This window comes from Pseudomonas sp. 3B-A001-10F (assembly GCF_056313565.1).
Map to the genome: position 1 here is coordinate 115,993 of NZ_JBQYFW010000016.1, position 26,644 is coordinate 142,636.

Sequence of the window (26,644 nt, forward strand, 5' to 3'; positions counted from 1 at the left end):
ACAAGAAAAACCAAGGGAGACTTCCAGTGAAGAGCTTGCTCTATCCCGCCGTCTCGCTGATGAACCGTCTGAGCTTCGGCATGAAGTTCAGCCTGATCAGCGTGCTGTTTCTGGTGCCGATGCTGGTGACCAATTTTTATCTGGTGCGCGATTCCTATCGCGAATTCCAGGGCACTCGGGTCGAGCTGCAAAGCCTTGATCTGCTGGGCAGTAGCCTGGCCCTGCGTCGGGATCTGGAAACCCTCAATAACCTGGTACAAATCAACGTCACCCTCGGCCAGTCCGGCAAGGCCGGCAACGTCGAGGCGCAGATAACCACCCTCGAACAAGCCGTTTTGACGCGCCTGCAAGGGCTGACGGCGATGACCGAGGATCCCGAGCAGATTCAGGTCTTCGACGGTAAGCGCGATGAAATGATTGCCGCGTTCAAGGCCCAGCAAACGGAAAACTCGCTGCAAAGCAAAAGTGCGTTGATCGGCAAATTGCTCGCCAGTGCGCAGATTTTCAGCCAGATCATTACCAGCCAGGCCGGCCTGAGCCGCGACAACCAGAGCGATATCCGTCAACTCAGCGAACTGGTCACCCTGATCACGCCGACCGTCACGCAAACCCTCGGTGAAGGCCGGGCCATGGGCTCGTATTCATTGGGCCAGGGTTTTCTCAACAGTTCTTCGAGCACCCGTTTCGATGAGCTGATGGTGCAGATCGAAAAACTCCAGGCCGAGTACGCGCTGAAACTGCAGGACGCCCTCGGCTCCAGCAAAGCCGCGCGGGATACCCTCAGCACGGTGGCCGACAGCAGCAAGGCCTCGCTGAAACAGGCCAGCGAGCTGTTCGAAGAGCAGGTGGTGATGGCCGACACCCTCGATGCGCCGTGGCAGGCGTTCTACGATCAGGTCACCGTGCTGATCGACAGGACTTACCAGCTCAACGAAGCCACCCTCAAATTCCTCGACACGCAATTGCAGCAGCGTCTGGCGCAGAACCGCACACACATGGTCTTGCAGGCGGTGGCGCTGTCGGTGGTGTTCGTACTGATCTTCTATCTCTACGGCGGTTTCTACGCCTCGACCCGCACCACGCTGAAACGCCTCGGGGCGATGATGGACAAGGTCGCGGCCGGCGACATGACCGTCAACTTCAAGGCCAATAGCCGCGATGAGCTGGGCGAGTTGGGCGAAGTCTTCAATGGCACGGTGAGGAAGATTCACGACTTGATCGAGCGCGTAGGTCAGACTGTCGCTGAGGTCGAGCGCCAGGCCGGGCAGGTTGAAAACGTCTCTGCGCAAAGCAATCAGGCGGTCGCCGGGCAACGCACGCAGATCGAGCAAGTGGCGACGGCGATGAACCAGATGTCGGCGACTTCACTGGAGGTGGCACGCAGTGCGGCGGCAGCGGTGAGCAGCGCCCATAGCGTCAATGACGAGACCATCAGTGGCCGTGGCCTGGTCGAGTCGCAGCAGGGCAGCATTGCTGCGCTGGCCAGCGAAATCGACCAGTCGGTGTTGGTGATCAACCAGTTAGCCAGCGACAGCCAGGCGATCAGTCGAGTACTGGAAGTGATCAAGAGTATTGCCGAACAAACCAACCTGCTGGCGCTCAACGCCGCGATCGAAGCCGCCCGTGCTGGCGAGCAGGGGCGCGGTTTTGCTGTGGTCGCCGATGAAGTACGCACCTTGGCCAAACGCACCCAGCAATCAACTGAAGAAATCGAACAGATGATCGCCAAACTGCACGGCGGTGTCGGCGCGGCCGTGAAGGCCATGGGCGTCAGCCATCAGATGGCCAATGGCACGGTCGGGCAGTCGGAAAAGGTCCAGCAGGCGCTGGAAAACATCCTTGGTGCGGTCGGTATGATCGTCGATCAGAACCAGCAGATCGCCGCTGCGGTTGAACAGCAAACTGCGGTGGCCCACGACATCGATCAGAACATCGTCGAGATCAACCGCGCCGGCGAGCGCACGGCGCAAGGTGCGCATCAGACCGAAGATGCCAGCCGGGCGCTGTCAGCCCAGGTCGTTGAGCTTAAACAACTGATCAGCGCGTTCCGCGTCTGAGGCACGCACGAAAACTGTGGGAGCGAGCCTGCTCGCGAATGCAATCTGTCAGTGACATCTCTGTCACCTGACACACCGCCTTCGCGAGCAGGCTCGCTCCCACAGGGTTTTGGGTTTTGTCAGAACCCTTTGTAGTACTTCTTCACTTCCGACCGTAAGCCTAATCCTGTTTCCCTCCAGGCTCTGGCATTTCCCCATCAATGAGCCAGTATCCATACCCAATCGTTCGCGTAGAGGAGGTCGCTCATGTCTGCCGCAACCTTGGGGGTGCGGGGCCGTTGTGCTCATTGCCTGACCACGCTGCTGCTCAAACCCTGGCAGCTCAATGCCATCTCGATCAATGAACCGTTTACCTGCGAGCATTGCCAGAAAGCGCTGGAGCTGCGATGCCCGCAACAGATCAAACGCTTCAAGTCGCTCGACTCACTGGCGCTGCTGCGCTTCAGCGCTTCGTTGGCGGTGTGCACTGCGCTGCTGGTGGCGTTGGTGATGGAGTGGGTGGGGCTACTTAGCGTCACTGAGCAACTGAACGCGTCACTGATCACGATCTTTGTGTACTTCTTGGTCGTCCGTTACGCGCGCCAGCGTCAACACCTGACGCTGATTCTGGAGGCCGCCAAGGCGCACGCCGACTGATTACCAGCCGAATACTTGGCAGCTATTGGCGGTACTGGCCGTCGCCAGTTGTTGCGGGCTGATATTCATCAGTCCGGCCAGCGCCTCGCAGATCGCCGGCAAGTGCGCCGGACTGTTGCGCTGACCGGGAAACATGACAGGTGCCATGTCCGGTGAATCGGTTTCCAGCACAATCGAATCCAGTGGCAGTTCCGCCAGCACCCGATGCATGCGCAACGCTTGTGGCCAGGTCGGTGCGCCGCCGAGGCCCAGTTTGAAACCGAGTTTGATGTATTCCCGAGCCTCTTCACGGCTGCCGGCAAAGGCGTGGATGATCCCCGCGCGTTTGAGCTTGAAGCGCTTGAGCGTCGCAATCACCGCCGCGTGGCTGCGACGCACATGGATCAGCGCCGGTAACTGAAAGTCAGCGGCCAATTGCAGTTGCGCCTCGAACAGCGCCTGTTGCCGCTCGCGGTCGAGGGTTTCGATAAAGTAATCCAGACCGATCTCGCCCACCGCACACAACTGCCGATGACCGCGTAATCGAGTCAGCCAATCACCAAGCGCCGACAAATCCTCAGGACGATGCTGATCGAGATACACCGGGTGCAGACCGAATGCCGCGTACAAATCGACATCGCTCTGCACCAGATCCCACATCCGTTGCCAATTGCCCTCATAGACGCCCAAAACCACCATCCGCCGCACCCCGAGGGCGCGGCTTTCGGCGAGCAACGCTAAGCGATCGGCGTCGAAGTCGGGGAAGTCGAGGTGGGTGTGGCTGTCGATCAGCTCCACGGTTCAGTCCCGGTGAATACGCTGCTTGAAGGTCCGCGCGATAGCTTGCACGCCGGGCTTGTACTCCGACTGCTCGACCGCCGCCAGGGCCAGTTCCAGCGCCTTGTCGGCGATCAACTGGTGCTGCTGTGCCATGGCGTTGACCGGCAGCGGCAGGAAATCCAGTAACTGCGTATCGCCGAAGGTGCCGAGGCGCAGCGGCCGCGATTTCAGCGGGAAGTCATGCAGCGCATCGAACACGCCTTGCAGCAGCACGTAGGACGTTGTCACCAGCGCATCCGGCAAATGTCCCAAACGCTGCAGGAGTTCTTCCATCAATTGCTTGCCGCATTCGCGACTGAAGGATTCGGCGTGTTCGACCAGCACTTCGCCTTTGAAGTCGACCAGCGCTTCTTTGAAACCGGCGGCACGCTCCTGGCTGATGCTCAGTTCCGGGCGCGCACCGAGCAGCACGATCTGCTTCGGTTGCGGATCGAGCAGGCTCTGGGTCAGGTGCAGGCTGGCTTCGCGGTCGTCACTGATCACCGAGCAGAAATGCTCGGGTTCCATGACGCGGTCGATGGCGATGATCGGCAGACCTTTGGCCTGCAACTGCCGATAACTGTCATCGCCGGCCGGAAGGCAACTGGCGACGATCAGCGCATCGCAGCGGCGCGCCTTGAATAATTGCAGCAACTGCCGCTCGCTGTCTGGCGCATCGTCGGAGCTGGCGATCAGCAATTGATAGCCGCGCGCCCGCGCACCTTGCTCGAGCAGCTTGGCGATCCGCGCGTAACTGGGGTTTTCCAGATCCGGCAGAATAAAGCCCAGCGTGCGCGTGTGCCGGCTGCGTAGCCCGGCTGCTTGAGGGTTTGGCGTAAAGCCGTGCAGATCGACCACTGCGCGCACCCGCTCGACGGTGGCGGTGCTGATGCGTTGCTGTTCGGCCTTGCCGTTGATGACGTAGCTGGCGGTGGTCACGGACACTCCGGCCAACCGCGCGATATCACTGAGTTTCAACCCGGGATTTCCTTGTTTTTTCGAGCTTGCCGCGACATTTTCGCCAATCCTACCCGATTAGGGCAGGCGACTATTGTCGCAGCGCATCCGACAAGTTGGACTTCAAGGATGGGACATTATCGAGTAACGTGCCGATCAATCTAGATTAAACGTTTCAGCAAGCGTATTTTCTACGTTTTAGACGTCTTTGGCCGGTTCTGCCGTGAAACCGCCAAAACTGCCGCTGAAAAGCAAAGCGGCAGAGCGCCTAAGCTGCAACCATCCAAAACAATACCTGGCACTCATAAAGCGCCAAAAAGGAGATCGCATGCTCGAGCTCACTATAGAGCAGATATCCATGGGCCAATCGGCTGTGGATAAACCCGCTGCCCTGCAACTGCTCGCCAATCATCTGGTGGCCGATGGTCTGGTCGCCGACGGCTACCTCGCCGGATTGCAGGCCCGGGAAGCCCAGGGCTCGACCTTTCTCGGTCAAGGTATTGCCATTCCCCACGGCACCCCGGAAACCCGCGATCAAGTGTTCGCCACTGGCGTGCGCCTGATGCAATTCCCTGAGGGCGTGGATTGGGGCGATGGCCAGATCGTTTATCTGGCGATTGGTATCGCTGCCAAATCCGACGAACACCTGCGCCTGCTGCAACTGCTGACCCGTGCCCTCGGCGAGACCGATCTGGGCCAGGCCCTGCGGCGCGCCAGTTCCCCCGAAGCCCTGCTGAAACTGCTGCAAGGCGCGCCGCAGGAGCTGGCGCTGGATGCGCAGATGATCGGCCTCGGCGTGTCGGCCGATGATTTCGAAGAATTGGTCTGGCGCGGTGCGCGTCTGCTGCGTCAGGCCGATTGTGTAAGCAACGGTTTTTCTGCGGTGCTGCAACAGGTCGAAGCACTGCCGCTGGGCGATGGTTTGTGGTGGTTGCACAGCGAGCAAACCGTAAAGCGTCCGGGCTTGGCTTTCGTGACGCCGGACAAACCTATGCGCTACCTCGGTCAGCCACTCAGTGGCTTGTTCTGTCTGGCCAGTTTGGGCGAGGCGCATCAGGCGCTGCTCGAACGTCTTTGCGCATTGCTCATCGAAGGTCGCGGCCATGAATTGGGGCGCGCCACCAGCAGCCGCAAAGTTCTCGAAGTGCTAGGCGGTGAATTGCCCGCCGATTGGCCAAGCGCACGCATTGCCCTGGCCAATGCCCATGGTCTGCATGCGCGTCCGGCGAAGATCCTCGCGCAGTTGGCGAAGAGTTTTGACGGCGAGATTCGCGTGCGCATCGTCGACGGCCAGGACAGCGCAGTATCGGTGAAGAGCTTGAGCAAACTGCTCAGCCTCGGCGCCCGTCGTGGTCAGGTGCTGGAACTGATTGCCGAACCGAGCATCGCCGCTGATGCTTTGCCCGCCTTACTCGCCGCCATTGAAGAAGGCCTTGGTGAAGAAGTCGAACCGCTGCCAGCAGTAAGTCAGCAACGCGAAGTCATCGCCGACATCGCCGAAGTGCTGATCGCTCCGGCGTCTGGCACTCAGTTGCAGGCGATCCCGGCAGCACCGGGCATTGCTATCGGGCCTGCGCATATTCAGGTGCAGCAAACCATCGATTACCCGCTGCGTGGCGAGTCCGCCGCGGTCGAGCGCGAACGTCTCAAGCAAGCGCTCAGCGACGTGCGCAGTGACATTCAGGGCCTGATCGAACGCAGCAAAGCCAAAGCCATCCGCGAGATCTTTATCACCCATCAGGAAATGCTCGACGATCCGGAACTCACCGATGAAGTCGACACCCGCCTCAAGCAAGGCGAAAGCGCCGAAGCGGCGTGGATGGCGGTGATCGAAGCGGCGGCCAAACAACAGGAATCGCTACAGGACGCGTTGCTCGCCGAACGGGCGGCGGACCTGCGTGACGTTGGTCGTCGCGTGTTGGCGCAACTGTGTGGCGTGCAAACGGCGAGCGAGCCTGAGCAACCGTACATTCTGGTGATGGACGAGGTCGGCCCGTCCGACGTCGCGCGGCTGGACCCGGCGCGTGTGGCGGGGATTCTCACCGCGCGCGGCGGCGCCACGGCGCACAGTGCAATCGTTGCGCGTGCTCTCGGGATTCCAGCGCTGGTCGGCGCTGGCGCAGCGGTGTTGTTGCTGGCGCCGGGCACACCGTTGCTGCTCGACGGCCAACGCGGTCGCCTGCACGTCGACGCCGATGCGGCGACCCTGCAACGCGCCACCGAAGAACGCGACACCCGTGAGCAACGCTTGAAGATTGCCGCCGAACAACGCCATCAACCGGCACACACGACCGATGGTCATGCGGTCGAAGTGTTCGCCAACATCGGCGAAAGCGCCGGTGTGATCAGTGCAGTGGAGCAGGGCGCCGAAGGCATTGGCCTGCTGCGTACCGAACTGATTTTCATGGCCCACCCGCAAGCGCCGGACGAGGCCACGCAAGAAGCCGAATACCGCCGCGTTCTTGATGGTCTCGCCGGTCGACCGCTGGTGGTGCGCACGCTGGACGTCGGCGGCGACAAACCGCTGCCGTATTGGCCGATCGCCAAGGAAGAAAACCCGTTCCTCGGTGTGCGCGGTATTCGCCTGACCCTGCAGCGTCCGCAGATCATGGAAGCGCAATTGCGCGCCTTGCTGCGTTCGGCGGACAACCGTCCGCTGCGGATCATGTTCCCGATGGTTGGCAGCGTCGAAGAGTGGCGTCAGGCCCGCGATATGACCGAACGTCTGCGCCTGGAAATCCCGGTTGCTGATCTGCAACTGGGGATCATGATTGAAGTGCCGTCCGCCGCTCTGCTCGCGCCGGTATTGGCCAAGGAAGTCGACTTCTTCAGCGTCGGCACCAACGACCTGACCCAGTACACACTGGCCATCGACCGTGGTCACCCGACCCTGTCGGCGCAGGCGGATGGCTTGCACCCGGCGGTGCTGCAACTGATCGACATCACCGTGCGCGCGGCCCATGCCCATGGCAAATGGGTCGGTGTCTGCGGTGAGCTGGCGGCGGACCCGCTGGCGGTGCCGGTGCTGGTCGGCCTCGGTGTCGATGAACTCAGCGTTTCCGGTCGCAGCATTGCCGAAGTCAAGGCGCGCATCCGCGAACTCAGCCTGACCCAGGCGCAAACCCTTGCTCAACACGCCCTGGCCGTGGGCAGCGCGAACGAAGTGCGCGCATTAGTGGAGGCCCTGTAATGGCCAAGATTCTTACCCTGACCCTCAATCCGGCGCTCGACCTCACCGTCGAACTGCCACGCCTGGAGGCGGGTCAGGTCAATCGCAGCGACGAGATGCACACCCATGCTGCCGGCAAAGGCGTGAATGTTGCGCAAGTGCTGGCCGACCTCGGCCATCAACTGACGGTCAGCGGCTTTCTCGGCGAAGACAATCTGCAAGCGTTCGAAACCCTGTTCGCCAAGCGTGGTTTTGTCGACGCGTTTATCCGCGTGCCGGGCGAGACGCGCAGCAACATCAAAGTAGCTGAACAGAGTGGCCGCATCACCGACATCAACGGCCCTGGACCGGTGGTCGATGCCGCCGCGCAACAAGCGTTGCTTGATCGACTGGTGCAGATTGCACCGGGTCACGATGCGGTGGTGGTAGCTGGCAGTTTGCCGCGTGGCGTGACGGCGCAGTGGTTGCGCGAGTTGATCGAACGGCTCAATCAGCTCGGTCTGAAAGTCGCTCTCGACAGCAGCGGCGCAGCATTGCGCGAAGCTTTGAAAGCCAGTCCATGGCTGATCAAACCGAACACCGAAGAGCTCGCCGACGCGCTCGGTTGCGACGTGGTTTCTCACGCGGCCGAGGCTCAGGCAGCGGCGCGCTTGCATGCGCAAGGCATCGAGCACGTGGTGATTTCTCACGGTGCTGATGGCGTGAACTGGTTCAGCGTCGGTTCGGCACTGCACGCCACGCCGCCTAAGGTCAGCGTCGCCAGCACGGTCGGTGCCGGTGATTCGTTGCTGGCCGGCATGCTCCACGGTTTGCTCAGCGCCGATACGCCCGAGCAAACCCTGCGTACGGCCACCGCAATTGCGGCGATGGCGGTGACCCAGATCGGTTTTGGCATCAACGATGCGGCGCAACTGGCGCAGCTCGAACAGGGCGTGCGCGTGCGTCCCCTGACAGAACAATAAGAGGGTTTGTCATGAAATTAGCCATTGTTACGGCTTGCCCGAACGGCATGGTCACCAGTGTGCTGTGCGCGCGTTTGCTTGATGCGGCCGCGCAGCGTCAGGGCTGGAGCACCAGCGTGGAAGTGGTCGATGCGGCGCACCCGGAACGCGAGTTGTCGGCGGCGACCATTGCAGCGGCGGAGTGGGTTTTGTTGGTCGCCACAGGCGCGGTCGATATGACGCGTTTTGTCGGCAAACGGGTGTTCCAGATCGCCCCGGCGCAGGCATTGCAAGATGTCGAGGCGGTGCTGCGTCGTGGTGCTGAAGAGGCAGAAGTTTACGTTGCCAGTGAGGCTGAGCCGGCGACTGATGCGCCGCGTGCACCGCGCATTGTCGCCATCACCGCGTGCCCGACCGGTGTCGCGCACACCTTCATGGCCGCCGAAGCCCTGCAGCAGACCGCCAAGCGTCTGGGCTACGAATTGCAGGTCGAAACCCAAGGCTCGGTGGGCGCGAAAACCCCGTTGAGCGCAGCGGCGATTGCCGAAGCAGACGTGGTGTTGCTGGCGGCGGATATCGAAGTCGCCACCGAGCGTTTTGCCGGCAAGAAGATCTATCGCTGCGGCACCGGGATCGCCTTGAAGCAGTCCGAAGCCACGCTGAAAAAAGCCTTGGCCGAAGGTGCAGTGGAAAGCGCCGCGAGTGACGGCAAGGCACCGGCCAAGCAAGAGAAAACCGGCATCTATAAACACCTGCTGACCGGCGTGTCGTTCATGCTGCCGATGGTCGTGGCCGGTGGTTTGATGATCGCCTTGTCGTTCGTCTTCGGCATCACCGCGTTCAAGGAAGAAGGCACGTTGGCCGCTGCGCTGATGCAGATCGGCGGTGAGACGGCGTTCAAGTTGATGGTGCCGTTGTTGGCCGGTTACATCGCTTATTCGATCGCCGACCGTCCGGGCCTGGCGCCGGGGATGATTGGTGGTTTGCTTGCCAGTACGCTGGGCGCCGGGTTTATCGGCGGCATCATCGCCGGGTTTATCGCCGGTTATGCGGCCAAGGCTATCAGTCGATATGTTGCCTTGCCGCAAAGTCTCGAAGCGCTGAAACCGATTCTGATCATTCCGTTGTTTGCCAGCCTGATCACCGGTCTGGTGATGATTTACGTGGTCGGTAAACCGGTCGCCGGCATGCTCGGTGCGCTCACGCATTTCCTCGACAGCATGGGTACCACCAACGCGATTCTGCTCGGTGTGCTGCTCGGTGGCATGATGTGCGTCGACCTTGGCGGGCCGATCAATAAAGCCGCGTACGCGTTCTCGGTAGGTCTGCTGGCGTCGCAGAGTTATGCACCGATGGCCGCGACCATGGCCGCAGGGATGGTGCCGCCGATTGGTCTGGGCATCGCCACATTTATTGCGCGGCGCAAATTTGCCCAGACTGAACGCGAGGCCGGCAAGGCTGCCTTCGTGCTGGGGCTGTGCTTTATCTCCGAAGGGGCGATTCCGTTTGCCGCGAAAGATCCGTTGCGGGTGATCCCGGCGAGCATCGCCGGTGGCGCGCTGACCGGCGCGTTGTCGATGTACTTCGGCTGCAAACTGATGGCGCCGCACGGTGGCTTGTTTGTGCTGGCGATTCCGAATGCGATCAACCATGCGTTGCTGTATTTGCTGGCGATTGTCGCGGGGAGCCTCTTGACCGCCGTTGTCTATGCGACGGTCAAACGCCCGGAAGCCGTTGAGCTGGCGCTGGAACCGGCGAAGGCCTGACTGACAACACAAAACCCTTGTAGGAGTGAGCCTGCTCGCGATAGCGGTCTGTCAGTGACATGAATGTTGGCAGATATACCGATATCGCGAGCAGGCTCACTCCTACAATTGGTTGTGTGGTGTGTCTGGTGTCATTTCCGGGTCATGTGAGCGTGCTTAAGTTTTCCTTTTTTCAGGGAGAACACCATGAGCGATTTCAACCCCGGTCGCCGGCGTGTCATGCAAGTCGTTGGTGCCGGTCTGCTGATGCCAAGCCTGGCGCCGGCGGTGATTGCGTCGGTCAAGGATCGCCCGCAGTTGACCGACGGCGTGCAGTCCGGCGATCTGCAAGGCGACCGCGCGATGATCTGGAGCCGCAGCGATCGCCCCGCGCATATGGTGGTCGAGTGGGACACCCGCAGCCAGTTTCGTCACCCGCGCCGGGTGGTCTCGGCGCTGGCCGATGCCCGCAGCGACTTCACCGCCCGCGTTGAACTGACCGGGCTGCCCGCCGATCAGGCGATTTTCTATCGGGTGTATTTCAAGGACGCGCGCACCGGCGTCGCCAGCGAACCGTGGTTGGGTCACCTGCGCAGCGCTCCGACGGCGCGGCGCAATATTCGTTTCGTCTGGAGCGGCGACACCGTCGGCCAGGGCTTCGGCATCAACCCGGACATCGGCGGCATGCGCATCTATGAAGCCATGCGTCTGCGCCTGCCGGACTTCTTTATCCACAGCGGCGACACCATCTACGCCGACGGCCCGGTACCCGCGCAGCTCACCACGGAAAACGGTCGCATCTGGCGCAACCTCACCACCGAAGCCAAGAGCAAAGTCGCGCAGACCCTCGCCGACTATCGCGGCAATTACCGCTACAACCTGATGGACGAAAACATCCGCCGCTTCAACGCCGAGGTTCCGCAAATCTGGCAGTGGGACGACCATGAAGTGGTCAACAACTGGTCGCCCGGCAAGCAGCTCGACGAGCGTTATCAGGAAAAAGATATCCACACCCTGGTCGGGCGCGCACGCAAGGCGTGGCTGGAATACTCGCCGATGCGTTTGCAGGCTGCCGATGCTGGCGGAAGGATTTATCGCAAGTTGAGCTATGGGCCAATGCTCGATGTGTTCGTGCTCGACATGCGCAGTTATCGCGGCGCCAATGACGACAACCTCGGCGCGGCGAAACCGTTTTTGGGACGTGAGCAACTGAACTGGCTCAAGCGCGGCTTGAAGAAATCCAAAGCCCAGTGGAAGGTCATTGCCGCCGACATGCCAATCGGCCTTGGCGTGCCGGATGGTGAGGTCAGCCCGGGTGTCCCGCGTTGGGAAGCGGTGGCTAACGGTGACCCGGGACCGGCCCAGGGGCGCGAGGTGGAAATCGCCGAATTGCTCGGCTATCTGCGTGCGCAGCAGGTGCGCAATTTCGTCTTCCTCACGGCGGATGTGCATTACTGCGCGGCGCATCACTATCACCCGGACCGCGCGGCGTTTCAGGATTTCGAACCGTTCTGGGAGTTTGTCGCGGGGCCGCTGAATGCCGGGAGTTTCGGGCCTAATCCACTGGATAAAACCTTTGGCCCGGAGGTGGTGTTCGAGAAGGCGCCGCCGGCGCAGAACACTTCGCCGTTTGCCGGGTTTCAGTTTTTTGGCGAGGTGAATATTGAAGGGGGGAGTGGGGAGATGAGCGTGGTGTTGCGGGATTTGAATGGGGTGGCGGTTTTCGAGAAAAAATTGCAGCCTGCTTAAAGATCAAAGGCTAACCCTCATCGGAACGCCGCCCGCCCAGCCCTCTCCCGGAGGGAGAGGGGGCCGACGGAGGTGTCTAAAGAGGTACGCCGACCTGGAAGACCGTGTCGATTATGGATTCGGCAGAGGACGTTCAGGTCGGCGTATTGCGTGAATCTCTAACGGTCAGTCCCCTCTCCCTTTGGGAGAGGGTTAGGGTGAGGGGCTCTTTAATAGACATCACGCCGATAACGGCCCTGCTCAATCAGGCGTTCGACTTCGGCGGCACCAAGAATATCGTTAAGCACCTGATCAACCCCCGAAGCCATTCCCTGCAAGCTGCCACAGATATAAATAACCGCCCCGTCCGCCAGCCATTTCTTCAACTCTGCAGTCGACTCACGCAAGCGATCCTGCACATAAACCTTCTCAGCCTGATCCCGCGAAAACGCCAGATCCAGCCGCTCCAGATCACCATTGATCAACCACTCTTCCAGCTCCGCGCGACAGAGGAAATCGTGTTCACGATTGCGCTCGCCAAACAGCAACCACTGGCGCTGTTGACCATCGGCAATCCGTGCCTTGAGCAAGCTGCGCAGTCCTGCGATGCCGGTGCCGTTGCCCAAAAGAATCATCGGCACTGGTTCGTTCGGCAGATGGAAGCCACTGTTGCGTCGAACCCGCAAACTGATGCTGCCGCCCACAGGCGCGTGCTCAGTCAGCCAGCCGGAACCGATGCCCAGGGTGCCGTCGGCATGCTGTTCCTGACGCACGATCAACTCCAGCACGCCGTCGGCGGCAATCGAGGCGATCGAGTATTCGCGCATGGCCAGCGGCACCATCGCGTCGACCAGCGATTGCGCATGCAGACCGACCAGATGTGCACGGTGCTCGGGCAATTGCCGCGAGGCCAGCGCGACTTCCAGCGGCTCGTCGAGGCCGTTGATTTTCACGGTGGTTTCACCGCGAATGCCGAGGCCGTCGAGGAAGTGTTCGATGGCCCACGGGCAGTTACGCGGCAGCACTTCGACCAGATCACCGGCCAGCCAACTGCTGGTGTTCGGTGCGCTCAGGCCCAACAAGTAAACCGGCGCACCGCTGCTGTCCGGGTTCATCAGTTCGCGGCGTACCAGCGTCCAGTTGTCGTAACTCGGTGCTTGCCAGGTATCGACCGGTGCTTGGCCGGTGAGCAGGCCAAGTTGGGTTTGCCAATGGCGCAGGGCATAGGGATCACCGCTGTCGACTTCCACCGGCGCGAACAATGTCTTGCCGCCGTGCTCCGCCAACCATTGGTGCAGGCGTTTGGCGAAACCACAGAAGTGCTGATATTGACGATCGCCGAGACCGAGCACCGAGTAATTCAGACTGTCGAGGGTTGCCGCTTTGCCCAGCACTTTGCGCTCGAATCCGCGCGCGCTGTCCGGCGCTTCGCCGTCGCCGAACGTGCTAACCACAAACAGTGCGTTGTTCGATTCACGCAGATCCTGTTCGCTGACATTCGCCAGCGGCTGCACTTTCACCGGCAGTCCGGCAGCCTGTAATTGGCCGGCGGTCTGCCACGCCAGTTGCTCGGCGAAACCGCTCTGGCTGGCGAAACCGATCAGCCATGCCGAAGCATCGCCGCCCGGTTGAGCGAGGCCTTGGCGGGCATCCTTGATCTGCTTTTTCTTGCGCCGACGGTCGAGGTACAGCAGCCAGCCGGTGATGAAAAACAGCGGCATGCACACCGCTGCGAGGGTGATGATGATCCGCCCGACCAGACCGAAATAGCTGCCGACGTGCAGCGCATAAATGCTGGTCAGCAGTTGCGCCTTGAAGCTCTTGTCGGCGTAACGGTCGACACGTTTGACGATGCCGGTGGCCGGGTCGAGGGTGATCTGGTTCAGCGCGCGATCATGCGGCGAGCTGTCGAGCAGGTAGAACACGGTCGCCGGTTGGCCCGCGACGGCCGGCATACGGATGTTGTACGCCGCCAGACCCGGGCCGGCAGCGCTGTAAATGCTGCTCCACATCGCTGCGTAATCGGCGATCGGTGCCGGGCCTTCCGGCGCCGGGCCGCGACCACCGCGCACGCGCTCGTTTTGTGGCGAGTCGGAAAGCAGTTGGGTCAGGCCTTTGTTGTACCACTCGTACGACCACGACAACCCGGTCAGCGCCAGCAACAGATAGACCAGCAGGCACCAGGTGCCCGCCACCGAGTGCAGATCCCAGTTGAAGGCGCGGCCCTTTTTCTTCCAGTCCAGCGTCAGCCAGACGCGCCAGCTATGCCACTGACGCGGCCAGCGCAGGTACAGGCCGGACAGGCAGAAGAACAGCAGGATCAGCGTGCAGGCGCCGGTGATGTTGCGCCCGGTATCGCCCATGGCGAGGAAGCGGTGCAGTTGCAGCATCAGGCCGAAGAAATCCTGGCCGACCGCGTCGCCCATGAACTCGGCGGTGTACGGATCGAAGTAGCGCATCTCGCCGCGACGTTCACCCTTGGGCGGGGTGAAGAACACTTTCGCCGCGTTGCCGCTGTCGGTTTCGACCCAGAGCATCGAGACTTTTTTGCCGGATGTGGCTTCGATACGCTCGACCAGTTCGACGGGCGGCAAGACGCCGGCGACTTGTTTTTCCACCTGCAGAACGGAGGGATTCAGCGCCCGCAGGATTTCGTCCTGAAACGAATAGGCCGCGCCGGTGATGCCCATCAACGCCAGCACCAGGCCTGCGGTGATGCCAAAAAACCAGTGCAACTGGAACAGGGTTTTCTTCAACACGTCACTCGCCGTCCATTCGGAAATTGTCTTCACGGCGCGCATTATGCCGTGGGTTATCGAGAAGCGTTCTTTATTACGCACAAAAGCCCCGTTCAATGGAATGAACGGGGCCAAGCCTTTTGATCACATCACCTGTGGGAGCGAGCTTGCTCGCGAATGCAATCTGTCAGTGACATGAAGGCTGACTGACCCAGCGCTTTCGCGAGCAAGCTCGCTCCCACAGGTTTCCACATCGGTCAGAAGTGGAAGTTGGTGCTCAACAGTGCCGTACGGCCCGCCGCCTGGTTGGCGAAGTGGGTCGAGAAGGCTTTGTCGTAGTAGGTTTCGTTGGTCAGGTTCTGCACGTTGAGTTGCAGGTCGACGTTTTTGGTCAGTTTGTACGCAGCCATCGCGTCGTAGCGAACATACGAGTCAACCATGGTGGTGTTGGCCACGCTGCCGTACACATCGTCGACGTAGAACGCGCCGCCACCGATGGTCAGCTTCGGCGTGACCTGGTAAGTGGTCCACAGGCTGGCGCTGTTTTTCGGCGTGTTGGGCAGTTCGTTGCCGTCGTTGGCCTTGCCCAGCGGGCCGCCGTCGACTTGTTCGCTGTCCATGAAGGCGTAACCGGCGAACACTTGCCACTTGTCAGTGATCTTGCCGCTGGCCGAGAGCTCGACACCTTGCACACGGGTCTTGCCGGCGTTTTCGTACGAGGTGGTGTCGACTTGCACACGAGCGTTTTCTTTCTCGGTGCGGAAGATGTCAGCGGTCAGCGACAGGCGATCGTTGAGCAGATCCCACTTGGTGCCGATTTCATAGTTCTTGGTGGTTTCCGGCTCCATGTCGCTGCTCAGCAGGTTGCCGCTGCGATCCGGGGTGCCGCCCAATGGGTTGCCTTCCTGACCCTCGCCCAAGGTGTTGCCCGGTGGCGTGGCCGAGGTGGCGTAGGAGGCGTAGATGCTGCCGTTTTCCGCAGGCTTGTAGACGACGCCGAACTGACCGGTGACGAACTCGCTGGTGTCATCGCCCTTGGACGTGGTGGTGCCAGCGGCGTTGTAGGTCTTGTAGTCGGTGTCGAAGTGGTCGTAACGCAGGCCCATGTTCACCAGCCACTGCTCGTTCAGCTCCAGCGTATCGAACACGTACAGCGCGTAGGTGTTGGCCTGGGTGTCGGTGCCGGCGTAGTTGCGCGAAATCGCGCCGTTCCACGGATCGTTCGGGTTCGGGTTCGACAGCGAGGTGCAGTTGTAGCCGCTCGACGCGCCGATCAGGCCCGGGTTGCAGTTAGTGGTCACTGCGCTGGTGCGCGGCGTGGTGTCGGTGTTGACGTTGTACGAAGACTTCTGGCTTTCCTCACGGGTGTATTCAACGCCGGTGGAGAAGCTGTTCTTGAAGCCGGCGACGTAGAAATTGCCGAACAGGTCAGTCTGGTTGGTGGTGGTCTCGGTGTTGCTCACCCGAGTGTTGGCACGACGCCAGACCGTGCCGTTGTTGACGTTGCCCTTGCTGTCGTCCGGCTGGGTCAGGATGTAATCCTGCATGCTGGTGCCGTGGCGCAGGGTGTTCTTGATCGTCAGCGAGTCGCTCAGGTCGTGTTCGATGGCGAAGGTCGCGGTGTCGGTGCGGCCCTTGCGGAAGTCACGATCCAGACCGTAGAAATTGCTGTGGTCACCGCCAGCGTAAGGCTTGTCCGGATTGGACTTGGTGCGTGCAGCCGAACCGCCGGCCGGAATGGTGTACGGCACGCCCGAGTCCGGGGTGTCGTTGCTTTCGAGGTGGTAGTAATCGAGGTTGACGCGGGTGTCGGTGCCTAGGCCAAACGCCAGGGACGGGGCGATGCCCCAGCGGTCGTAATCGACTTTGTCGCGACCGGCGACATTGCTCTCGTGGCTCATCAGGTTCAGACGGCCGGCGGCGGTGTCGCTGAACTGGTAGTTGCCGTCGAGGGTGTAGCGCTGGGTCTGGTCGGAGCCCCAGGTGAAGCCGCCGTCGAACGAATTGCCCAGGTGCGCTTTCTTGCTCACCAGGTTGATGCTGCCGCCCGCTGCGCCGCGACCACCAATGGCGGAATTCGGGCCCTTGCTGACTTCAATGTTTTCCACGGCGAAGATTTCGCGGCTTTGCGAACCGGTGTCGCGCACGCCGTCGAGGTAGGTGTCGCCCTGCGCGTCGAAACCACGAATGAACGGACGGTCGCCCTGTGGGTTGCCGCCTTCACCGGCGCCGAAGGTGATGCCCGGCACGGTGCGCAGCGCGTCCTGCATGTTCAGGGCGCCGGTGTCTTTGAGCACTTGTTGCGTAATAACGGTGACCGAGCGCGGCGTGTCGACCAGCGGCGCGGTGTACTTGGGCGAGGAGGCTTTTTCGACCTGATAGGACGTCGAATCCTGGGCTTCGCCGGTGATAGCGGTGGCGTCCAGGGCGATGGCATTGCCGGAGGCTTTGCTGTCGGTTTTTTCAGCGGCGAACACCATCTGGCCAGCGGAACCGGCGGTGATTGCCACACCGATTGCAGAGGCGAGCAGACGTGGTGAACTGACCGGTAATTGTGCGTGTTGACGTGCCATTTTATTCCCCTCCCCAAGGATTTGAGGCCGCGGAATATAGGGTAAACAGGTATTCGTATCAATTGCGAAACATTGTTATTCGCACTGAATTTACATTCTTTACATTTTAACCTTACGGTTTTTGCCAGTTCATTCGTCTCCCGGGTTTTACACGGTCAATAAGAATCAATACCATTGCCGCCTCTTTGCCATCAGGTGACATCGCCATGCTGCTGCACATCCCTGGACTGTTCGCGAAAGACGAAGTGCAGCGTATCCGTGAGGCGCTGGAGCAGGCCGATTGGGCTGATGGCAAGATCACCGCTGGCTTTCAGTCGGCCAAGGCGAAGCACAATTTGCAGCTGCCCGAAGGCCATCCGCTGGCCAAAGAGATCGGCGCAGCGATGCTGGAACGTTTGTGGAAAAATCCACTGTTCATGTCCGCCGCGTTGCCGCACAAAGTCTTCCCGCCGTTAGTGAACTGTTACACGGCCGGTGGCAGTTTCGATTTCCACATCGATAACGCCGTGCGCCAACCCAAGGGCAGCATCGAGCGGGTGCGCACCGATCTGTCGGCGACGCTGTTCTTCAGCGAGCCCGATGATTACGACGGCGGCGAGTTGGAGATCCAGGACACCTTCGGCACGCAACGGGTGAAGTTGCCGGCCGGCGACATGGTTTTGTACCCCGGCACCAGCCTGCATAAGGTCAACGCGGTCACGCGTGGCGCGCGTTATGCGTCGTTCTTCTGGACACAAAGTCTGGTGCGTGAAGATAGCCAGCGCGCGCTGTTGTTCGAGATGGACGGGGCGATTCAGCAACTGACTCAAGATCTGCCTGATCACCCGTCACTGATTCGCCTCACCGGCACGTATCACAACTTGCTCCGTCGCTGGGTCGAGGTATGAGTTTTCAACTGCGTCGGGAAGAAGTCCTCGACGGCGAACAACTTAGCGCCATGCTCGCCGAAAGCCCGGCCCGTGCTGCGCAGGCGATTTTGTTGGCGGCGGGTGAGGGCGAAATAGAGGCGCAGGCGTTGCTTGGGCAAATCCTGCTCGACGGCCAAGGCATCGCCCAGGATCAAGCGCTGGCGCTGCGCTGGTTCGGCATCGCTGCCGGGCGTGGGCACCTGATGGCGCGCAACATGCTCGGGCGTTGTCATGAGCATGGTTGGGGCATTGCGGCGGATGCGTCGGTTGCTGCGCAGCATTATCGGATCGCAGCGAATGCCGGACTGGATTGGGCGATGTACAACCTCGCCAATCTGCTGGCGACCGGGCGGGGAGTGGAGGTGGACCATCTGCAGGCGTTGGCGCTGTATCGGCGCGCGGCTGAATTGGGTCATGCGAAATCGATGAATCTGCTGGGGCGGTATCTGGAAGAAGGGCGGGTGTGCCCGGCGGATCCGGTTGCGGCGCGTGAGTGGTATCGGCGTTCGGCCGACGGTGGGGATTTTCGTGGGCAGTTCAGTTTCGCTGCAGTTTTAGCGGATGAGGGGCGGATTGATGAGGCGGTCGATTGGCTTGAGAAAGCTTTGGCCGGCGGCAATCTGAATTTTCTGCGGGTGGCGAGTCAGGCGCTGTTAAGTGCGAAAGATCACAGAATTCAGGGGATGGCTGCTCAGTTCGCGCTTCGATGCACAGACTTGCAGCGCGTCTGAATTCGCAAAGCCCTCACCCTAGCCCTCTCCCAGGGGGAGAGGGGACTGACCGCGTCGTTCTGGCGCTATACATCGACCTGAGATATCCAGTCGAACTCAATTTTGAAAAGCTTACACATCGGCTCCCTCTCCCTCGGGAGAGGGCTGGGGTGAGGGGCCTCGGTCTCAAGTACCCGGCAAAACTTCAAGCCGAACGCACAGACACAAAAAAGCCCATGACACGTCATGGGCTTTTTGCATTACCGCTTCAGCGCTTACACGTAAAACGACTTCAACGGCGGGAAGCCATTGAACTCAACCGCGCTGTAACTGGTGGTGTACGCACCGGTCGACAGCCAGTACAGACGATCACCAATCGCCAGGTTCAACGGCAGACCGTACTTGTAGTTCTCGTACATGATGTCGGCGCTGTCGCAGGTCGGGCCGGCAATGACCACTTCTTCCATCTCGCCTTTTTTCTCGGTCCAGATCGGGAACTTGATCGCTTCGTCCATGGTTTCGATCAGGCCGGAGAACTTGCCCACATCGGTATACACCCAACGCTCGACGGCGGTGCGCGACTTGCGTGCAACCAATACCACTTCGCTGACCAGAATACCGGCGTTGGCAATCAGCGAACGGCCCGGCTCGAGAATGATTTCCGGCAGGTCATCACCGAAGTCTTCTTTCAGGAAGCGGATGATTTCTTCGGCGTAGGTTTCCAGGCTGTTGGTGCGGGTGATGTAGTTGGCCGGGAAGCCACCGCCCATGTTGATCAGCTTCAGGTGGATGCCGTCTTCTTCTTTCAGGCGCTCGAAGATTACTTTGACCTTAGCGATCGCCGCATCCCAGACGCTGATGTCGCGCTGTTGCGAACCGACGTGGAAGGAGATGCCGTAAGGCACCAGGCCGAGGTCGCGAGCGAGGATCAGCAGGTCCATGGCCATGTCGGTCTGGCAGCCGAATTTGCGCGACAGTGGCCAGTCAGCCGTGGTCGAGCCTTCGGTGAGGATGCGCACATAGACTTTCGAACCCGGGGCCGCCTTGGCGATGTTGCGCAGGTCGGCTTCGGAGTCGGTGGAGAACAGACGCACGCCCTTCTCGTAGAAGTAGCGGATGTCCTTGGATTTCTTGATGGTGTTGCCGTAGCTGATACGGTCCGGGCTGACGCCACGATCCATTACCTTGTCCAGCTCGTAGATCGAGGCGATGTCGAAGCTCGAACCTTTTTCTTTGAGCAGGTCGATGATCTCGACGGCCGGGTTGGCTTTGACCGCGTAGTAGACCTTGGCGAATTCGAAACCGGCGCGCAGGTCATCGTAGGCCTGGGCGATCATCGCGGTGTCGATCACCACGAACGGGGTTTCCTGTTTGTCGGCGAACGCCTTCATTTTGTCGAATGTAGCGCGCGCGAAATAGTCTTCGACCTGGATCGACATACTTGGGACTCCTAGTGGCAAACGTCGTTAATCAATGGGTGCAAATGAACGTCCTCCGTATCCCCACTTTGGTTCGCCTACTTCCCAAGGCATGTCGCCGAAAGCAAAAAGGCCATGGGGCGTTGCCCTTGGCCTTGCTGTCTCGTCGTCAGTACTTGAGCCGGATGGATCGTTTCCAGCATGGACGTTCGGCGCGAACTTTAGGGCGTGAGGGGCGTGAGATCAACTAAAAATGTCGCGTTTTTGCACGCTTCTGACGTGCGTCGCGTTCAGCACTCTTTGTAGCCGACCGAGATGACGGGCAGATGTTCCCCGGGAATTTTCGAGTGTTAAAAATACCTGCACGTTCGTGGATTTTGTCGGCGAAGTCGTGGGTAAGTGTGATGGCGGCAATATCGGCGACGTTGGCCGCGAGAGGTGAGGGTGAAGGGGATTTTGGCTGTTTCGCGGGTTGTCTCATACGTGCTGTCCGATCCGCAGGTGTTGAGATTCTTTTCCGCTAGGCGAATGAAGAAAAAATCACCCGGATCCTGTGGGAGCGAGCTTGCTCGCGAAGGCATTTTCACAGCCAACATCATTGTTGACTGATATTGCGCTTTCGCGAGCAGGCTCGCTCCCACAGGTTTCGTGTTTTATGCGACTACCGCTTCAGCCGGCGAGACGATATTGGTCTTCATCCCGCGCGAACGACCCGAACTCAGATAAGCCGCGATCGACTCCTGCGTCACCTCGCCAAGGAACACCCGCTCGGCATCCATCACCGGCAGCCACGAACGGTTGAACTCGTACATCCGCGACAGGAGGATGCGCAAATGCTCGTCGTACGCGGCGGTGGCGTTGAACTCACGCAGGAACTGCGCGCACGTGCCGGTCTGGCGGTGCAGATCGCGACGACGCACATAACCCAGCGCCTTGTTCTCGGCACAGGTGACCACCACGTAGCGACGGTCATGTTCGTCCATCAACTCCAGAGCGTCGGCCACCGGGGTTTCCGGGCTCACCGATGGCGCGTTGTCCGCTGCATCTTCAGCCTTCACCAACAGCAGACGCTTGAGCGTGCTGTCCTGGCCGACAAAGCTGCTGACAAAGTCGTCTGCCGGGTGCGCGAGCAGCGTGTCCGGATGATCGATCTGCAGCAGTTTGCCGGCGCGGAAGATCGCAATCTTGTCGCCGAGTTTGATCGCTTCATCGATGTCGTGGCTGACCATGATCACGGTCTTGTTCAGCGCGCGCTGCATCTCGAAGAACTCGTTCTGGATCATCTCGCGGTTGATCGGGTCGACCGCGCCGAACGGCTCGTCCATCAGCAGCAGCGGCGCATCCGCCGCCAGTGCGCGGATCACACCGATACGCTGTTGCTGACCGCCGGACAGTTCGCGTGGGTAACGATGCAGATACTGCTTGGGCTCCAGCTTGATCATGCTCATCAATTCGCGGGCGCGGTCGTGGCATTTCTGTTTGTCCCAGCCGAGCAGTTTCGGCACGACCACGATGTTCTCTTCGATGGTCATGTTCGGGAACAGGCCGATCTGCTGGATCACGTAACCGATGTTGCGACGCAGGGTTACTTCGTCGAGATCGGTGGTGTCTTCGCCGTTGATGAGGATCTTGCCCGAGGTCGGTTTGATCAGGCGGTTGATCATCTTCAGCGTGGTGCTTTTGCCGCAGCCCGAGGGCCCGAGGAACACACAGATTTCGCCTTCATTGACGGTCAGGCTTACCGAGTCCACAGCTTTGACGTCTTTGCCGTTGCTTTGGAAGGTCTTGCTGAGATTTTGAAGTTCGATCATTTCAGGAGTCCTTTTGGAGTCAGCGAGCGTTGCAGCCACTGCAAAACGAGGTCGGCGAAAATCGCCAGAAGACTGACCAGCAGCGCGCCGACGATCAGCATCGACATGTCACTGCGGCTGATGGAGGCGAGGATCAACACACCGAGGCCGCCGGCGCCGATGGTCGCGGCGATGGTCATCACGCCGATGTTCATCACCACGGCGGTGCGCACACCAGCGAGGATCACTGGCACTGCGATCGGAAGTTCGACCATGCGCAGGCGCTGGCCGAAGGTCATGCCGATGCCGCGTGCGGCTTCACGGATGCCCGGTTCCACGCCAGTGAGGGCGAGGTAGGTATTGCGCATGATCGGCAGCAGTGAATAAAGGAACACGGCGGTGATCGCCGGCATCGGCCCGAGGCCCTGGCCGAATTTGGAGTAGAACGGCAGCAGCAGGCCGAACAGGGCAATCGACGGCACGGTCAGCAGCACCGTGGCGCTGGCCTGCAATGGCCCGGCAAGGGTCGGAAAGCGGGTCATCAGGATGCCCAGTGGCGCGCCAACGACAATCGCCAGGGTCACGGCGATGCCGACCAGGGTGATGTGCTGCCAGGTCAGGTGCATCACCTGCTGCCAGTCGAGGTGGGAAAAGGCGTTCAGAAATTCCATGACTTTTCCTCCTTAATTAAGTGGGTGCTGGCGCAGAAAATCGGCGGCCACTTTCGATGGGCTCTCGTGATCGACGTCGACCCGCGCGTTGAGCTGGCGCATGGTTTCGTCATCGAACAGTTCGGCCAATGGCTTGAGTTGCTCGGCCAGTTGCGGGTGCGCGTCGAGGTAAGCCTGACGCACCACCGGTGCGGCGGTGTAGTCGGGGAAGTAATGCTTGTCGTCTTCCAGCAGTTTCAGGCCGAAGGCGTTGAGGCGACCGTCGGTGGTGTAGACCAGACCGGCGAACACCTGACCGTTGCGCAGCGCGGTGTAGACCAGACCCGCGTCCATCTGGCGGATGTTCTTGCGGGTCAGGTTCATGCCGTAGAGATCGACCATGCCGATCAGACCGTCGGAGCGGTTGGCAAACTCGGTGTCCAGCGCCACCAGATGATTGGTCTTGGCCTCGGCGCGCAGCACTTCGTTCAACTGGCTGATGTTGTTGATCTGCGGATATTCCTCGGCGACCTTTTCAGGGAGGGCGAGGGCGTAGGTGTTGCTGAATTTCGACGGGGTCAGCCAGACCAGGCCTTTTTTCGCGTCGAGTTCTTTCACCCGGGCGTAGGACTGGGCGCTGTCGAGTTTTTCAGTGACATGGTTGTAGGCCACCAGCGACACGCCGGTGTATTCCCAAAGCATGTCCAGCTGCCCGCTTTCGTGGGCGCTGCGGGCGAGGTTGCTGCCCAGACCGCCGGTAATCTGCGCGTCGTAACCTTTGCTGCGCAGGTATTGCGCGGTGATTTCGGCGAGCAGGGTTTGCTCAGTGAAGACTCGGGCGCCGAGGCGGATAACCGGTTTTTCAGCGGCTTGGGCGACACCTGCGAACAGCAGGATGCAGCCCACTATCAATCCCAAAGACGAGCTAAATCGTTTCATAAATATTCCTTCGCAAAAGCCTTAAGACGGGCGCAAACCGCGTTCCAGCCAGAGACGGCTGGCGAGGGTGACGACGCCATCGAGCAGCAAGGCCAGCAGCGCGGTGCACGCGGCGCCGAGCAGCAGTTGCGGCTGATTGTTCAGGGCGATGCCAGGGAAAATCAGGCTGCCGAGGCTGTTGGCGCCGATCAGGAACGCCAGCGGCGCGGTGCCGACGTTGATTGCCAGCGCCACGCGCACACCACCGACGATGATCGGCACGGCGTTGGGCAATTCGACTTTCCACAGCACCTGGCGCGGGGTCATGCCGATGCCGACGGCCGCTTCTTTCAGCGAACCCTGGACATTTTTCAGGCCTTCGTAGGTGTTGCGCACAATCGGCAGCAACGAAGCGAGGAATAAAGCAAAGATCGCCGGGCCACTGCCAATGCCGAGGACGCCCAGAGCAATCGCGAGCACGGCCAGCGGCGGCACGGTGTTACCGATATTGAAGATCTGCATGAAGCGTTCAGCACGGCCGACCATGGTCGGGCGACTGAGGAAGATGCCGGCGGGGATGCCCACGACAAGGGCGGCCAGCATTGAAGCGAGGACGAGAATCAGATGAGCTTGCAGGTAAAACAACAAATCGTCGCGGTAGTGTTCGATCGTGTTGATGCCGATCCAGTGGACCAGCAGGGCCAGGAGCGCGATCACCACCGCACCTCCCATCAGCCCTTTGCCATAGCGGATAGCCACAGGCGGACTCCTTTTTTTGTAGTCGGCGAACGCCCTCCCGTGTGGCATGCCATACATGGCTGCCGGGAATAAACGTTCGCGAGAAGCAGCTCCCTCAGCACCGGCAAAAAGCGGTCTGAAAGCGAGCCATGAGCGCAGCCTCGTCAGGCTAACTTGCTGATTTTTCAGCCCCTGACGAAAATTCGTAACAGGGGATGGACGTCTCCGGGCTTTAAAAGGTTCCCATCTGCGGCAGCATTTGGCCACCCTTAATGTGTTCAACGGTTCGGTTATTGCGGCGAGTTGGGCTATAATCGCGGCCCTTTTTTGAATCACCGCCAGGCGATTTCCCATGACCAACCAGGCCGCCGAAGTCGCGAAACGCCGCACTTTCGCCATTATTTCCCACCCCGATGCCGGTAAAACCACGATCACCGAAAAGCTCCTGTTGATGGGCAAGGCGATTGCAGTGGCCGGTACGGTGAAATCCCGTAAATCCGATCGCCATGCGACATCCGACTGGATGGAGATGGAGAAACAACGGGGTATTTCCATTACCACGTCGGTCATGCAGTTCCCGTATCGCGAACACATGATCAACCTGCTCGACACCCCGGGCCACGAAGACTTCTCCGAAGACACCTACCGCACCCTGACAGCGGTGGACTCGGCATTGATGGTCCTCGACGGCGGTAAAGGTGTTGAGCCACGGACGATTGCGCTGATGGACGTCTGCCGTCTGCGTGACACGCCGATCGTCAGCTTCATCAACAAACTCGACCGTGACATCCGCGACCCGATTGAACTGCTCGATGAAATCGAAGCCGTTCTCAAGATCAAGGCTGCGCCGATCACCTGGCCGATCGGTTGCTACCGTGACTTCAAGGGCGTGTACCACCTGGCTGACGACTACATCATTGTCTACACCGCCGGTCACGGTCACGAACGCACCGAAACCAAGATCATCGAGAAGCTCGACTCCGACGAAGCCCGCGCGCATCTGGGCGACGAGTACGACCGTTTCATCGAGCAGTTGGAACTGGTGCAGGGCGCCTGCCACGAATTCAACCAGCAGGAGTTCCTCGACGGTCAACTGACCCCGGTGTTCTTCGGTACTGCACTGGGCAACTTCGGTGTTGACCATGTACTCGACGCCGTTGTTGATTGGGCGCCGCGTCCGCTGGCCCGTGTCGCCAACGAGCGTACCGTTGAGCCGGTGGAAGAGAAGTTCTCGGGCTTCATCTTCAAGATCCAGGCGAACATGGACCCGAAACACCGCGACCGTATTGCCTTCATGCGCATTTGCTCCGGCAAGTACGAGAAAGGCATGAAGATGCGCCACGTGCGCACCGGCAAGGACGTGCGTATCGGCGACGCCTTGACGTTCTTCTCCTCCGAGCGGGAACAGCTTGAAGAAGCGTTTGCCGGCGACATCATTGGTTTGCACAACCACGGCACGATCCAGATTGGCGATACCTTCAGTGAAGGTGAAACCCTCGGGTTTACCGGCATTCCGCACTTTGCGCCGGAGCTGTTCCGTCGTGTGCGTCTGCGTGATCCGCTGAAGTCCAAGCAGTTGCGTCAGGGGCTGCAGCAACTGGCTGAAGAGGGCGCGACGCAGGTGTTTTTCCCGGAGCGCAGCAACGACATCATTCTGGGCGCCGTGGGTGTACTGCAGTTTGATGTGGTCGCCAGCCGTTTGAAGGAGGAATACAAGGTTGAGTGCTCTTACGAGCCGATTACTGTGTATTCCGCGCGCTGGATTGAATGCAGCGACAAGAAGAAGCTTGAGGAGTTTTCCAACAAGGCTGTGGAGAACCTGGCGGTCGATGGCGGTGGTCACCTGACTTACCTTGCGCCGACTCGGGTTAACCTGGCGTTGATGGAAGAGCGTTGGCCGGATGTGAAATTCCGGGCGACGCGTGAGCATCACTAAGCTCTGAGCTGGTTTGTTCGAAAGCCCCCTAGGTGTATGCCTAGGGGGCTTTTTTGTTTGGTTGGTTTTGGGGGTATATCCGTTTCTGCGGGTGTTGCTGATTACGGTTTCGCCCTTACGGCGACTCACTTTTTTTACAAACGCCTAAAAAAAGTAAGCAAAAAAACGCTTGCTCCTACGTGCGGCCCGCTCGCTGGGGCTCGGGGTTCCTTCGCTGCGGGATCGATCCGGGCG

18 protein-coding genes are annotated in these 26,644 nt (G+C 60.2%); 9 read left to right on the plus strand and 9 right to left on the minus strand.

Features of this window, described 5'->3' with window-relative positions:
- Positions 1-26 precede the first annotated feature (26 nt).
- Positions 27-2,057, plus strand: a complete 2,031-nt coding sequence (locus AC0ZWN_RS16575) for a methyl-accepting chemotaxis protein (RefSeq protein ID WP_258709243.1) — start codon at positions 27-29, stop codon at positions 2,055-2,057.
- 246 nt (positions 2,058-2,303) lie between these two features.
- The gene (locus AC0ZWN_RS16580) at positions 2,304-2,693 is read left to right on the plus strand and encodes a hypothetical protein (RefSeq protein ID WP_095049720.1); all 390 of its coding nucleotides are present in this window, start codon (positions 2,304-2,306) and stop codon (positions 2,691-2,693) included.
- Here AC0ZWN_RS16580 and AC0ZWN_RS16585 read toward each other — a convergent pair whose 3' ends face one another.
- A complete protein-coding gene (locus AC0ZWN_RS16585) occupies positions 2,694-3,470 on the minus strand; it encodes a TatD family hydrolase (RefSeq protein ID WP_095049721.1) in 777 nt (258 codons plus the stop codon).
- A gap of 3 nt (positions 3,471-3,473) precedes the next feature.
- Positions 3,474-4,469, minus strand: a complete 996-nt coding sequence (cra, locus tag AC0ZWN_RS16590) for a catabolite repressor/activator (RefSeq protein WP_093435805.1) — start codon at positions 4,467-4,469, stop codon at positions 3,474-3,476.
- 307 nt (positions 4,470-4,776) lie between these two features.
- On the opposite strand from cra, the gene ptsP reads away from it, so the two are divergent.
- The 4 genes from ptsP (at position 4,777) to AC0ZWN_RS16610 (ending at position 12,052) form a co-directional block, all read left to right on the plus strand.
- Positions 4,777-7,638: a phosphoenolpyruvate--protein phosphotransferase gene (ptsP, locus tag AC0ZWN_RS16595; RefSeq protein ID WP_476335777.1), complete on the plus strand. Its 2,862-nt coding sequence runs from the start codon at positions 4,777-4,779 to the stop codon at positions 7,636-7,638.
- A complete protein-coding gene (pfkB, locus tag AC0ZWN_RS16600) occupies positions 7,638-8,579 on the plus strand; it encodes a 1-phosphofructokinase (RefSeq protein WP_093435812.1) in 942 nt (313 codons plus the stop codon). Before ptsP ends, pfkB begins: the two co-directional genes overlap by 1 nt.
- 11 nt (positions 8,580-8,590) lie before the next feature.
- A complete protein-coding gene (locus AC0ZWN_RS16605; protein WP_476335778.1) occupies positions 8,591-10,324 on the plus strand; it encodes a PTS fructose-like transporter subunit IIB in 1,734 nt (577 codons plus the stop codon).
- A gap of 186 nt (positions 10,325-10,510) precedes the next feature.
- On the plus strand, positions 10,511-12,052 hold the full coding sequence (locus AC0ZWN_RS16610) for an alkaline phosphatase D family protein (protein ID WP_476335780.1): 1,542 nt from the start codon (positions 10,511-10,513) through the stop codon (positions 12,050-12,052).
- A 209-nt stretch (positions 12,053-12,261) separates the two neighbouring features.
- Here the strand turns inward: AC0ZWN_RS16610 and AC0ZWN_RS16615 are convergent, their stop codons facing one another.
- Positions 12,262-14,790, minus strand: coding sequence for a PepSY domain-containing protein (locus AC0ZWN_RS16615; RefSeq protein ID WP_476335787.1), 2,529 nt, complete (start codon positions 14,788-14,790; stop codon positions 12,262-12,264).
- Between the two features lie 236 nt (positions 14,791-15,026).
- Positions 15,027-17,342, minus strand: a complete 2,316-nt coding sequence (locus AC0ZWN_RS16620; RefSeq protein ID WP_476335782.1) for a TonB-dependent receptor — start codon at positions 17,340-17,342, stop codon at positions 15,027-15,029.
- A gap of 206 nt (positions 17,343-17,548) precedes the next feature.
- Between AC0ZWN_RS16620 and AC0ZWN_RS16625 the strand changes: the two genes are divergently transcribed.
- Both AC0ZWN_RS16625 and AC0ZWN_RS16630 read left to right on the plus strand, forming a co-directional pair.
- A complete protein-coding gene (locus AC0ZWN_RS16625) occupies positions 17,549-18,229 on the plus strand; it encodes a Fe2+-dependent dioxygenase (protein WP_095049726.1) in 681 nt (226 codons plus the stop codon).
- On the plus strand, positions 18,226-18,981 hold the full coding sequence (locus tag AC0ZWN_RS16630) for a tetratricopeptide repeat protein (RefSeq protein WP_476335783.1): 756 nt from the start codon (positions 18,226-18,228) through the stop codon (positions 18,979-18,981). Before AC0ZWN_RS16625 ends, AC0ZWN_RS16630 begins: the two co-directional genes overlap by 4 nt.
- A gap of 254 nt (positions 18,982-19,235) precedes the next feature.
- On the opposite strand, the gene AC0ZWN_RS16635 is transcribed toward AC0ZWN_RS16630, so the two are convergent.
- The 5 genes from AC0ZWN_RS16635 to AC0ZWN_RS16655 all read right to left on the minus strand — a co-directional run bounded on the left by AC0ZWN_RS16635 (position 19,236) and on the right by AC0ZWN_RS16655 (position 24,468).
- Positions 19,236-20,399: a type III PLP-dependent enzyme gene (locus AC0ZWN_RS16635; RefSeq protein ID WP_007915304.1), complete on the minus strand. Its 1,164-nt coding sequence runs from the start codon at positions 20,397-20,399 to the stop codon at positions 19,236-19,238.
- Positions 20,400-21,031: 632 nt separating this feature from the next.
- The gene (locus AC0ZWN_RS16640; RefSeq protein ID WP_476335784.1) at positions 21,032-22,189 is read right to left on the minus strand and encodes an osmoprotectant ABC transporter ATP-binding protein OsmV; all 1,158 of its coding nucleotides are present in this window, start codon (positions 22,187-22,189) and stop codon (positions 21,032-21,034) included.
- Positions 22,186-22,839, minus strand: coding sequence for an ABC transporter permease (locus AC0ZWN_RS16645; protein ID WP_476335785.1), 654 nt, complete (start codon positions 22,837-22,839; stop codon positions 22,186-22,188). Before AC0ZWN_RS16645 ends, AC0ZWN_RS16640 begins: the two co-directional genes overlap by 4 nt.
- A gap of 12 nt (positions 22,840-22,851) precedes the next feature.
- Complete coding sequence (locus AC0ZWN_RS16650; protein WP_476335786.1) at positions 22,852-23,757, minus strand: glycine betaine ABC transporter substrate-binding protein; 906 nt, start codon at positions 23,755-23,757, stop codon at positions 22,852-22,854.
- A gap of 21 nt (positions 23,758-23,778) precedes the next feature.
- A complete protein-coding gene (locus AC0ZWN_RS16655) occupies positions 23,779-24,468 on the minus strand; it encodes an ABC transporter permease (RefSeq protein ID WP_169844036.1) in 690 nt (229 codons plus the stop codon).
- Positions 24,469-24,826: 358 nt separating this feature from the next.
- Between AC0ZWN_RS16655 and AC0ZWN_RS16660 the strand changes: the two genes are divergently transcribed.
- Positions 24,827-26,410 (plus strand): peptide chain release factor 3, encoded by a 1,584-nt coding sequence (locus AC0ZWN_RS16660; protein WP_095049730.1) that lies wholly within the window; start codon positions 24,827-24,829, stop codon positions 26,408-26,410.
- Positions 26,411-26,644: the final 234 nt, after the last annotated feature.

What these genes read in the sequence shown, in the direction of transcription:
- AC0ZWN_RS16580 (WP_095049720.1), top strand. Translation starts at nt 2,304, where the DNA reads ATGTCTGCCGCAACCTTGGGGGTGCGGGGCCGTTGTGCTCATTGCCTG.
- ptsP (WP_476335777.1), top strand. Translation starts at nt 4,777, where the DNA reads ATGCTCGAGCTCACTATAGAGCAGATATCCATGGGCCAATCGGCTGTG.
- pfkB (WP_093435812.1), top strand. Translation starts at nt 7,638, where the DNA reads ATGGCCAAGATTCTTACCCTGACCCTCAATCCGGCGCTCGACCTCACC.
- AC0ZWN_RS16605 (WP_476335778.1), top strand. Translation starts at nt 8,591, where the DNA reads ATGAAATTAGCCATTGTTACGGCTTGCCCGAACGGCATGGTCACCAGT.
- AC0ZWN_RS16610 (WP_476335780.1), top strand. Translation starts at nt 10,511, where the DNA reads ATGAGCGATTTCAACCCCGGTCGCCGGCGTGTCATGCAAGTCGTTGGT.
- AC0ZWN_RS16620 (WP_476335782.1), bottom strand. Translation starts at nt 17,342, where the DNA reads ATGGCACGTCAACACGCACAATTACCGGTCAGTTCACCACGTCTGCTC.
- AC0ZWN_RS16625 (WP_095049726.1), top strand. Translation starts at nt 17,549, where the DNA reads ATGCTGCTGCACATCCCTGGACTGTTCGCGAAAGACGAAGTGCAGCGT.
- AC0ZWN_RS16630 (WP_476335783.1), top strand. Translation starts at nt 18,226, where the DNA reads ATGAGTTTTCAACTGCGTCGGGAAGAAGTCCTCGACGGCGAACAACTT.
- AC0ZWN_RS16635 (WP_007915304.1), bottom strand. Translation starts at nt 20,399, where the DNA reads ATGTCGATCCAGGTCGAAGACTATTTCGCGCGCGCTACATTCGACAAA.
- AC0ZWN_RS16640 (WP_476335784.1), bottom strand. Translation starts at nt 22,189, where the DNA reads ATGATCGAACTTCAAAATCTCAGCAAGACCTTCCAAAGCAACGGCAAA.
- AC0ZWN_RS16645 (WP_476335785.1), bottom strand. Translation starts at nt 22,839, where the DNA reads ATGGAATTTCTGAACGCCTTTTCCCACCTCGACTGGCAGCAGGTGATG.
- AC0ZWN_RS16650 (WP_476335786.1), bottom strand. Translation starts at nt 23,757, where the DNA reads ATGAAACGATTTAGCTCGTCTTTGGGATTGATAGTGGGCTGCATCCTG.
- AC0ZWN_RS16655 (WP_169844036.1), bottom strand. Translation starts at nt 24,468, where the DNA reads ATGGGAGGTGCGGTGGTGATCGCGCTCCTGGCCCTGCTGGTCCACTGG.
- AC0ZWN_RS16660 (WP_095049730.1), top strand. Translation starts at nt 24,827, where the DNA reads ATGACCAACCAGGCCGCCGAAGTCGCGAAACGCCGCACTTTCGCCATT.